At 72.6% G+C, this 8419-nt stretch carries 9 protein-coding genes; 2 read left to right on the top strand and 7 right to left on the bottom strand.

Annotated features, from left to right (window positions below; all coding sequences use genetic code 11):
- Window positions 1-90: 90 nt before the first annotated feature.
- The 3 genes from ACWC9R_RS32615 to ACWC9R_RS32605 form a co-directional block, all read right to left on the bottom strand.
- Window positions 91-1026: a M56 family metallopeptidase gene (locus ACWC9R_RS32615; protein ID WP_450736966.1), complete on the bottom strand. Its 936-nt coding sequence runs from the start codon at window positions 1024-1026 to the stop codon at window positions 91-93.
- 138 nt (window positions 1027-1164) lie between these two features.
- Window positions 1165-1752: a DUF5134 domain-containing protein gene (locus ACWC9R_RS32610; RefSeq protein WP_450736965.1), complete on the bottom strand. Its 588-nt coding sequence runs from the start codon at window positions 1750-1752 to the stop codon at window positions 1165-1167.
- Window positions 1753-1901: 149 nt separating this feature from the next.
- Window positions 1902-2288 (bottom strand): VOC family protein, encoded by a 387-nt coding sequence (locus ACWC9R_RS32605; protein ID WP_450736963.1) that lies wholly within the window; start codon window positions 2286-2288, stop codon window positions 1902-1904.
- Between the two features lie 138 nt (window positions 2289-2426).
- Here ACWC9R_RS32605 and ACWC9R_RS32600 point away from each other — a divergent pair, with 138 nt between their 5' ends.
- A complete protein-coding gene (locus tag ACWC9R_RS32600; protein WP_450736962.1) occupies window positions 2427-2960 on the top strand; it encodes a GNAT family N-acetyltransferase in 534 nt (177 codons plus the stop codon).
- 19 nt (window positions 2961-2979) lie between these two features.
- Here ACWC9R_RS32600 and ACWC9R_RS32595 read toward each other — a convergent pair whose 3' ends face one another.
- From ACWC9R_RS32595 to ACWC9R_RS32580, 4 genes are all read right to left on the bottom strand, one after another.
- The gene (locus ACWC9R_RS32595) at window positions 2980-3792 is read right to left on the bottom strand and encodes an amino acid ABC transporter ATP-binding protein (RefSeq protein WP_450736960.1); all 813 of its coding nucleotides are present in this window, start codon (window positions 3790-3792) and stop codon (window positions 2980-2982) included.
- A complete protein-coding gene (locus ACWC9R_RS32590; protein ID WP_450736958.1) occupies window positions 3789-4673 on the bottom strand; it encodes an amino acid ABC transporter permease in 885 nt (294 codons plus the stop codon). Before ACWC9R_RS32590 ends, ACWC9R_RS32595 begins: the two co-directional genes overlap by 4 nt.
- A 14-nt stretch (window positions 4674-4687) precedes the next feature.
- Entirely contained in the window at window positions 4688-5563 is an 876-nt protein-coding gene (locus ACWC9R_RS32585) for an ABC transporter substrate-binding protein (protein WP_450736973.1), read from the bottom strand.
- Between the two features lie 163 nt (window positions 5564-5726).
- A complete protein-coding gene (locus ACWC9R_RS32580; RefSeq protein WP_362607001.1) occupies window positions 5727-6410 on the bottom strand; it encodes a glycerophosphodiester phosphodiesterase in 684 nt (227 codons plus the stop codon).
- A gap of 553 nt (window positions 6411-6963) precedes the next feature.
- Here ACWC9R_RS32580 and ACWC9R_RS32575 point away from each other — a divergent pair.
- Entirely contained in the window at window positions 6964-8361 is a 1398-nt protein-coding gene (locus ACWC9R_RS32575; RefSeq protein ID WP_450736956.1) for a DUF6421 family protein, read from the top strand.
- The last annotated feature ends 58 nt before the right edge of the window (window positions 8362-8419 follow it).

The raw sequence follows: 8419 nt of genomic DNA, 5'->3' as shown, positions 1-8419 counted from the left end.
CAACGCAGCATGGGGGTCCCCCCGCGCCCTTTAGGCGTGGGGGAGTGCGTGCCAGGCGCCGCGGGGCAGGCGGGAGTTTGACGACAGGTCCTAGGTCAGGGCGTGCAGCCCCGGAACGAAGGTCACCAGCAGCGGGATCGCCGGCACCAGCGCCGCCACCGCGGTCATCCGCAGCCGGCGGCCCGGGGTGAAGCGGGGCGCGGGGGCCAGCAGCCGGTCCACCCGCGCCGGTACCTGGGCGAGCTGGGCCGGGCAGGGGCCGAACACCCCGCGGTCCTCGTTGAGTTCCACCAGCGCCAGGGCGATCGTCCGCCGGCCGAAGCGGCGCGAGGCCACGTCGTCGGCGGCCAGCTCGACTAGCCGGTGCACCTGGTCGCGGAACGCGGCGAAGACCGGGACCTGCGGAAAACCGGCGGCCAGCGCCGAGGCGCAGTACAGCAGGAGATCGTGCCGGGCCCGCGCATGGCCCTGCTCATGGGCGATCAGCGCATCGAGCTGATGCCCCTTCAGGCGGCGCAACGCCGAGGTGGTGACGACCAGTTGGGGCGAGGAGTGGGACAGCCACCAGGCCTCGGGGCGGTCCCCCTCCAGGACGACCAGCCGCTCCCCGGAGGGCTCCTCGCCGGGCAGCAACGGCGCACGCCGCAGCAGCTCGGCCCGCCGCTGCCGGCGCCGGGCGCGCACCGCCCGTACCTCGCGGGTCAGCGCGAGGGCCGTCCAGGCGCCGCCACCCGCCAGCACCAGGGCCAGCGCCCCGGCCCACGGCCCGTGCGTCTGGAGCGCGTACGCCTCGACGACGACGCGGGGCGCGAACCCGAACACCGGGCTGCGGACGGATTCCCAGGCGGCGGCCGCGCTCAGCGACATCGCGAGCAGACAGCACAGCAGGACACCCGCGACCACGCACTGCCACACCCACAGGGCGAGCACCGGCTCACGGTCGGGCCAGTCGGAACGGGCCATCAGCCGCGGCGCCATTGCCGCGGCCAGCACGCCGAGCATCATCAGCGCGAGAGTGACCATCATGCCGTCACCCTATGAGCGCACGACTACCCGTTGGTACGGCCACGCGTCGGAAGTGATGCACACCACCCGGGCCACCGGTGCGCACGCGCACCGGGCGCGCCAACGGCGGTGTCCCGGACGGCAGTGCGTCGCCGCACTTCACAGCGCCAGCAGCATCGCCAGCATGCCGATCCCCATCGCCACCCGGCAGGCCGGCAGCACCCCGGCGCCCGCCACCGCCACCGGCCCGCCCGCCACCGCTTCCCCGGCCCCCGCGCCGACGGCGGGCACCAGCCGGACGCCCGCCGCGAGCACGTACCCCGTGAAGTAGACCAGCAACAGCCCGGTCAGCAACGGCACCCCGCCCGGCGCCGCGTGCGCCATCGGGCCCGTCCCGCCCGCCTGGCCCATCTGCCCCATCTGCGCCGTGTGGCCCGCCTGTTGGGACGGCATCACCATCACCAGCGCCATGTACACCATGGCCAGGGCGCCCACCGCGTGATGCAGATGGCGCCGCACCAGCGCCCGCAGCCCCGCCGCCCCGAACACCGCGGCGAACAGCCACGGCGACCACGACGACGGCGCCACCGGCCAGGCCATCGCCGCCATCCCCAGCGCCATCAGCCCCTCGCCGCGCGCCTCGCCCCGCTGCCCGGCCGGCCCGGTACGCGCCCGCCACAGGCAGTACGCGCCGCCGGCGGCACCCAGCAGCACCAGCAGCCAGCCGACCCACGCCGGTCCGTGCACGGAACGCCTCCCCTCGCACCCGTACGCATCGGGGGCAGGATGCCCACCGGCCGCCCGGCACACGGGAGCGCACGGGCGCAAGGGGGGAGCGCGGCGAGGACGCCCGTCAGGGCGGTGTCCGCCCCGGCCGGACGGGGCGCGCGGACGCCTCAGGGCCGATAGCGCAGCGGATGGTCCGCCGGGACCTCGGTCAGCACGATCCGGTGGCCGTCCGGGTCGGCGATCCACATCTCGATCAGCCCCCACGGCTCCCGCACGGGCGGGCGCAGCACCTCCACCCCGTGCGTCACCAGCTCCCGGTGCGCCGCCGCCGCGTCCGCCACCTGCAGCCACAGCTGGAGGGTCTCGGTGGCCGGAACGGCGGCGCGCCCGGACACCTCCAGGAAGCCGCCGCCGAGGAAGTAGACCGTGCCGCGCTCGGGGCCGGTACCGAACTCCCGGTAGATCTCCAGCCCCAGCGCCTCGCCGTAGAACGCCCGCGACCGCTCGGGGTCGGCCGGCCGCAACAGCACCCTGCTGCTCAGTACGTGCACCATGCCCGGACCCTACGCCGCGCGCCCCGCGCGGCCCGGCACCCGCCGCCGCACGACCTTGACACCGGCCCTGACACGGCGGCCCCGCCGGTTGTTAGCCTCCTCGCAGCTACTCGTCCGCCCGAGAGGACTGCCCACGCCATGCCCACCAGCGAGCTGACCTTCCGTACCGCCCACGATGCCGATGTCCCCGGGCTCGTCGCCCTCATCGAGTCGGCGTACCGCGGTGACGTCAGCCGCGGCGGCTGGACGACGGAGGCGGACCTGCTGGAGGGGCAGCGCACCGACCCGGAGGGCGTCACCGCCGTGGTGCGCAAGGAGACCGGCCGGCTGCTGATCGCCGAGCGGGACGGTGCGCTGATCGCCTGCTGCCAGCTGGAGCACCGCGGCGACCACGCCTACTTCGGGATGTTCGCGGTGCGCCCGGATCTTCAGGGCGGCGGCCTCGGCAAGCTGATCATCGCGGAGGCCGAGCGCACCGCCCGGGAGACCTGGGGCGCCCGGGAGATGCGGATGACGGTCATCCACCAGCGCGACGAGCTGATCGCCTGGTACGAGCGCCGCGGCTACCGGCGCACCGGCGAGCTGACCCCGTTCCCGTACGGCGACGAGCGCTTCGGCATCCCGCAGCGCCCCGACCTGGCCTTCGAGCTGCTGGTCAAGCCGCTCGGCTAGAGCCGGGGCGGCCCGGCGCTCACAGCCGTCCCGCCTGGATGATCCGCCGCAGGAACTGCCGGGTGCGGTCCTGCCGCGGCTCCCCGAAGACCTCCTCGGGCGTGCCGCGTTCGACCACCACCCCGCCGTCCAGGAAGCACACCTGGTCGGCGACCTCCCGCGCGAAGCCCATCTCATGGGTGGCGATGACCATGGTCATGCCCTCCTCCTTGAGCTCGCGGACCACCCCCAGCACCTCGCCGACCAGCTCCGGGTCGAGCGCCGCGGTGATCTCGTCGAGCAGCAGCAGCCGGGGCCGGCCGGCCAGCGCCCGGACGATCGCGACCCGCTGCTGCTGGCCGCCGCTGAGCCGGTCCGGGTACTCCCCGGCCCGCGCGCCCAGCCCCAGCCGCTCCAGCAGCTCACGGGCCCGCGCCTCCGCCTCGGCCCGCGGCACCCCGTGCACCCGGCGCGGCGCCAGCGTGATGTTGTCCAGCACGGTCATGTGCGGGAAGAGGTTGTAGGCCTGGAAGACCACCCCGATCCGGCGGCGCACCGCGTCCACGTCGGCCCGTGGATCGGTGATCTCCGTGCCGTCCAGGAAGATCGCGCCGTCGTCGATCTCCTCCAGGAGGTTCGCGCAGCGCAGCAGCGTGGACTTGCCCGACCCCGAGGCGCCGATCAGCGCGGTCACGGTGTGCGGCGGAACCTCCAGATCCACGTCCCGCAGCACGACCGTGCCCCGGCCGTAGGTCTTGCGCACGGACTCCAGCCGCAGCACCGGCCCGCCGCCGGGCGCGTCCGGAGCGGCGGCCTTCCCGGCCGGCCGCGGAGCGTCGTCCGTCGTGCTCATGCGAGTCCTCCCTGGGCGCGCCGGCGGTCCATGCGAGCCGTGATCCAGTCCGTGCAGCGGGTCATCGGGATCGTCAGCGCGACGAAGACGAGCCCGGCCACGACGTAGGGCGTGAAGTTGAAGTCCTTGCCGGCGATGATCTGCGCGGCGTACACCGCGTCCACCGCGCCCGCGATGGACACCAGACCGGTGTCCTTCTGCAGCGAGACCAGATCGTTCAGCAGCGGCGGCACCACCCGCCGCACCGCCTGTGGCAGTACCACGAAGCGCAGCGCCTGCCCGTTGGAGAGTCCCAGCGACCGGGCCGCGGCCCGCTGCGAGGGGTGCACCGACTCGATGCCGGCCCGGAAGACCTCGGCGACATAGGCCGAGTACGTCAGCACCAGCGCGGAACCGCCGAGCAGCACCGGATCGGTGGTCACGCCCTGGAGCCGCAGCGCCGGCACCCCGAAGACCACCATCAGCAGACAGATGATCAGCGGCAGTCCGCGGAAGAAGTCGGTGTACGCGGCGGCCAGCGCGCGCAGCGGGAAGAACACCGGCCCGCGCAGGGTCCGGGCCACCGCCAGCAGCAGCCCGAGCACCAGCACCGCCGCCCCGCACACCACCAGCAGCCGCAGGTTCAGCAGCAGCCCGTCCAGCACCTTCGGCAGCGCGATCCGCGCGTACTCCGGGCTGAGGAAGGTCTCCCGGGTGCGCGGCCAGCCGGGCGAGCGGGTGATGACGAGGAAGAGGACGGTGCCGGTGACCAGGGTGCTCAGCGCGGCGACGGCGGTGGCACGCCGGGCCCTGGCCCGCTTGAACCGCTCCCGCTCGATCCGCCGCGCCGAGGGCGCGTACCCGTCCCCGGACCCTTCCGGTGCCACCGGAGTCTTCAGCACACCTTCTCCGTACGTCACTTGAGCACCGGCACGGACACGGCGTCGGCCAGCCACTTCTTCTCCAGCCGGGCCAGGGTGCCGTCCTTCCGCAGGGCGTCCACCGCGGCCGTCACACACCCGGTGATCCGGCTCTCCTTGTCCAGGACCAGCCCGAACTGCTCCTCGGCGGCGCCGGTCGCCGCGAACTGCCCGACCACCTCGGCGTCCTTGACCTCCGCCGAGGTGATGTAGAAGGCCGTCGGCAGATCGGTGAGGATCGCGTCGACCTGGCCGTTCCTGAGCGCGGACTTGGCGAGGTCGTTCTTCTGGAAGACGGCCGGCTGCTCCGAGGGCCGGACGGTGTCCTGCAGGACGTCCAGGCTGGTGCTGCCGACCTGCGCACCGAGCTTGACCCGCCGCAGATCGGCGATGCTCCTGGCCCGCGCGGCCCGCGACCCCTTGAGCGCGACCACCGCCTGGCGTACGTCGTAGTAGCCGGAGGAGAAGGCGACGGCCCGCTTGCGCGCGGCACTGACGGAGATCTGGTTGATGTCGAAGTCGAACTTCTTCGCACCGGGGGCGAAGGCGTTGTTGAACGGCACGGTCTGCCAGCGCACCGCGCCCTTGCCGTAGCCCAGTTGCCGGGCGACGGCGTAGGCGACCGCGGACTCGAAGCCCTTGCCGTTGGCCGGGTCGTCGTCGTGGAACCACGGCGCGTAGGCGGGCTTGTCGGTGCCGACCGTGAGCGTGCCGCGGGCCACGGTGGCCAGCCGGCCGCGGTCGCAGCTCTGCGGGCCGGCGGCCCCCGGACCACCGGGGGCGGCGTCCTGCGGGGCACAGCCGACGGCCGCGGCGAGCAGCGCGACGGCGGCGCAAGCGGCAAGGCGGAGGGGGCGGTTGGCGAGGCGCATGGCGGGAGAGTGGCAGTGCACCGGGCCCGCTGTCGAGATCACCGGGGAAAGTGTCCGCATGCCGGACTCACATTGCACGGCTGTGAACTGCGCGTTTCTCCGTACGCGCGGGCGGGGCCCGGGGACGCGGCACCCCGCCCGGCTCGATGTGGCGCCCGCCGGCCTACGCGGTGAAGCGGACCGCCCGCCGGATCTCCGGCTGGTCGGTCACCACACCGTCCAGCCCGAGCCCGCGGGCCAGGCGGAGCTGGTCGTGGGTGTTGACCGTCCAGGCCACGACCTTCAGCTGCGCGGCATGGGCCCGCTCGACCAGTTCCAGGGTGAGCCGGCGGATGTTCAGCGAGAGCATGGTCGCGCCGACGGCCAGCGCCCGGTCGACGACGTCGGCGCCGTAGCGGCTGCCGACCAGCGCGGTACGGACACCGGGCAGCAGGGTCCGGATCGCGGCCAGCGCCTCGTCGTGGAAGGAGATCACGTCGACCCGGTCGACCAGGTCCCGTGAGCGCAGCACCTCGGCCAGCGCCTGCGCGGCCGCCACGTCCTTGATCTCGGCCTGCAGCGGCGCCTTGACCGCCGCCACGACCTCCTCGAAGACGGGGATGCGCTCGCCCTGCCCGGCGTCGAGCTCGCGCAGCTCGGCGAGGGTGCGTTCGGCGATCGGACCGGCGCCGTCGGTGGTCCGGTCCACGTCCGCGTCGTGCATCACCACGAGCGCGCCGTCCTTGCTCAGATGCAGGTCCAGTTCGATGACATCGAGGCCCTCGTGCTCGGCGCGCACGAAGGAACGCAGGGTGTTCTCCGGCTCCACGCCCATCATCCCGCGGTGTCCGATGGTGAGAAAGGACAAGGCTGCCTCGCTTCTGTCGGCTCGGTGCTGCTGTCGGCTCAGTCCCGGTGTCGACCGTCGACTGTCGGCAACGGTGTGACGAAATGGCGCTCAGCCTAACGGGACCGTACGGCGGGAAAAGGGGCGCCGGACGGGGCCGCGGTGTGTCCAGTACGGGTACCCGCCATATCCGCTTCCAGACCGGCTCACCCTCGCGTGGGCGAGTCCCCGCGGCGCTGACGAGCCCGCCGGGACCCGGTCACCACGTGCGCGGACGCTGCCGGGGAGCGGGGTGTGGCATATGCCATACGACTACGGGCGGTAGGCATCCGGTAGGCCGGACGGCGCCGTTCCGGAAGGTGCAAAGGTGGCCTTTCCCCGTCAACACGCCCTGAAAGAAGCGCCGCAAGCCCTGGCCTCACGGGCAGGAAGTGGCGTCCGGGCCGTCACGCACAGGAAAAATCGGCGTGAGTGCCGGGTGTCGGCAGAAAGATTTTCACCGGTGCCACTTGAGTGGGCGATCCTCGGCTGGTTACCGTGTTCTGACAACACGATCTACCGCCGGAGGGCAGTCATGACGGAAATTCTTTCGCCTGTGGGTGTCCAGGAGGCCACCACGACCGCAGAGAGTGTGGTCGCGCACCCCGCGTGGCCGGTGCTCAAGGACGCCGTGGAGAGCATCCGCCCGTGGCAGTCCAAGGACGGTTCGATCGACCTGGCGGCGGAGGGCGCACCGACCGCCGACGCCGTCCGCGACGAGGTGGACCGCGTCATAGCGGCCCTCGGCCGGCTCGCCCCGCTGCTGCCGCACAACGCCGCTTACCACGAGGCGCTCGTCGCCGACCTGCGCCGCTGGGCCGACGGCGGCTTCGGCGTGCCGGACTTCCTGGACTCGCTGCTCGCCTTCCAGCCCGCCCGGCACCGCGCCGACGGTCTCCAGCACCTCGTCCTGTTCCCCATGTACACCCAGAACGGCAACCCGGACCGCAACTTCGAGGCCGTCGTGCTGCGCATGGTCTGGCCGGACTGGCTCTCCGAGCTGGAGCGCACCCGCTACGACAACGCCCTCTTCTGCGGCATCACCTTCGAGGACTTCACGGCCGGCTACGACACCCACTCCGCGGTGCTCTTCCCGGAGACCATCGCGGTGCGCGAGGCCCCCGAGCGGTTCAGCTGGGGCGGCATCTTCTGCGACCGTGAGGCCGCCCGCTTCCGCCGGGTCAGCAAGGCCGCCGTCGAGACCCTCGGTCTCGAACTCCCCGACGACATCCGCACGATGCTCGACGACCAGAAGCGCTGCCAGGAGTCGTTCGTCCTGTGGGACATGGTGCACGACCGCACCCACAGCCACGGTGACCTGCCCTTCGACCCGTTCATGATCAAGCAGCGGCAGCCGTTCTGGATGTACGGCCTGGAGGAGCTGCGCTGCGACCTCACCGCCTTCAAGGAGGCCGTGAAGCTGGAGGCCGAGGGGTACCCCCAGGCGCGCGATGTGCAGTTCACGGTGATCTTCGACCGGATGTTCCGCTTCCCGGTCAGCGGCGACCGGGTCCGCAACTACGACGGCCTGGGCGGCCAGCTGCTCTTCGCGTACCTCCACAAGCACGACGTCGTACGCTGGACGGACAACACACTGCACATCGACTGGGAGCGGGCGCCCAAGGTCACCAACCAGCTGTGCGGCGAGATCGAGAAGCTCTACCGCGACGGCATCGACCGGCCCAAGCTGGTCCACTGGTTCGCCGCGTACGACCTCGTCTCGACGTACCTGGCACCGCACCCGGGCTCGGTCTGGGCCAAGGGGCCCGAGGCCCTCGACTTGGACCAGCCGCCGCGCAAGCTCGTGGACGACGTGCTCGCCGACGAATTCCCGCTGAGCATGTTCTACGAAGCGCTCGCCAAGAAGCTGCGTGCTGTGATCGCATCCACCAAGGGCATCACGGCCCACAGCGACGCGTTGGCGGCGGCATGACGACGGACCGGAACACCCGGCCGCAGGCCGTCGAGGAGCAGGACGAGGAGGCGACGAA

It is taken from the genome of Streptomyces sp. NPDC001219, assembly GCF_053597915.1.
Note: the sequence above shows the minus strand (reverse complement) of the source record. Positions and strands in the feature narration are given on the sequence as shown.

Coding starts and splice junctions, on each gene's coding strand:
- ACWC9R_RS32575 (WP_450736956.1), top strand. CDS start 6,964: ATGACGGAAATTCTTTCGCCTGTGGGTGTCCAGGAGGCCACCACGACC.
- ACWC9R_RS32585 (WP_450736973.1), bottom strand. CDS start 5,563: ATGCGCCTCGCCAACCGCCCCCTCCGCCTTGCCGCTTGCGCCGCCGTC.
- ACWC9R_RS32615 (WP_450736966.1), bottom strand. CDS start 1,026: ATGATGGTCACTCTCGCGCTGATGATGCTCGGCGTGCTGGCCGCGGCA.
- ACWC9R_RS32595 (WP_450736960.1), bottom strand. CDS start 3,792: ATGAGCACGACGGACGACGCTCCGCGGCCGGCCGGGAAGGCCGCCGCT.
- ACWC9R_RS32600 (WP_450736962.1), top strand. CDS start 2,427: ATGCCCACCAGCGAGCTGACCTTCCGTACCGCCCACGATGCCGATGTC.
- ACWC9R_RS32605 (WP_450736963.1), bottom strand. CDS start 2,288: ATGGTGCACGTACTGAGCAGCAGGGTGCTGTTGCGGCCGGCCGACCCC.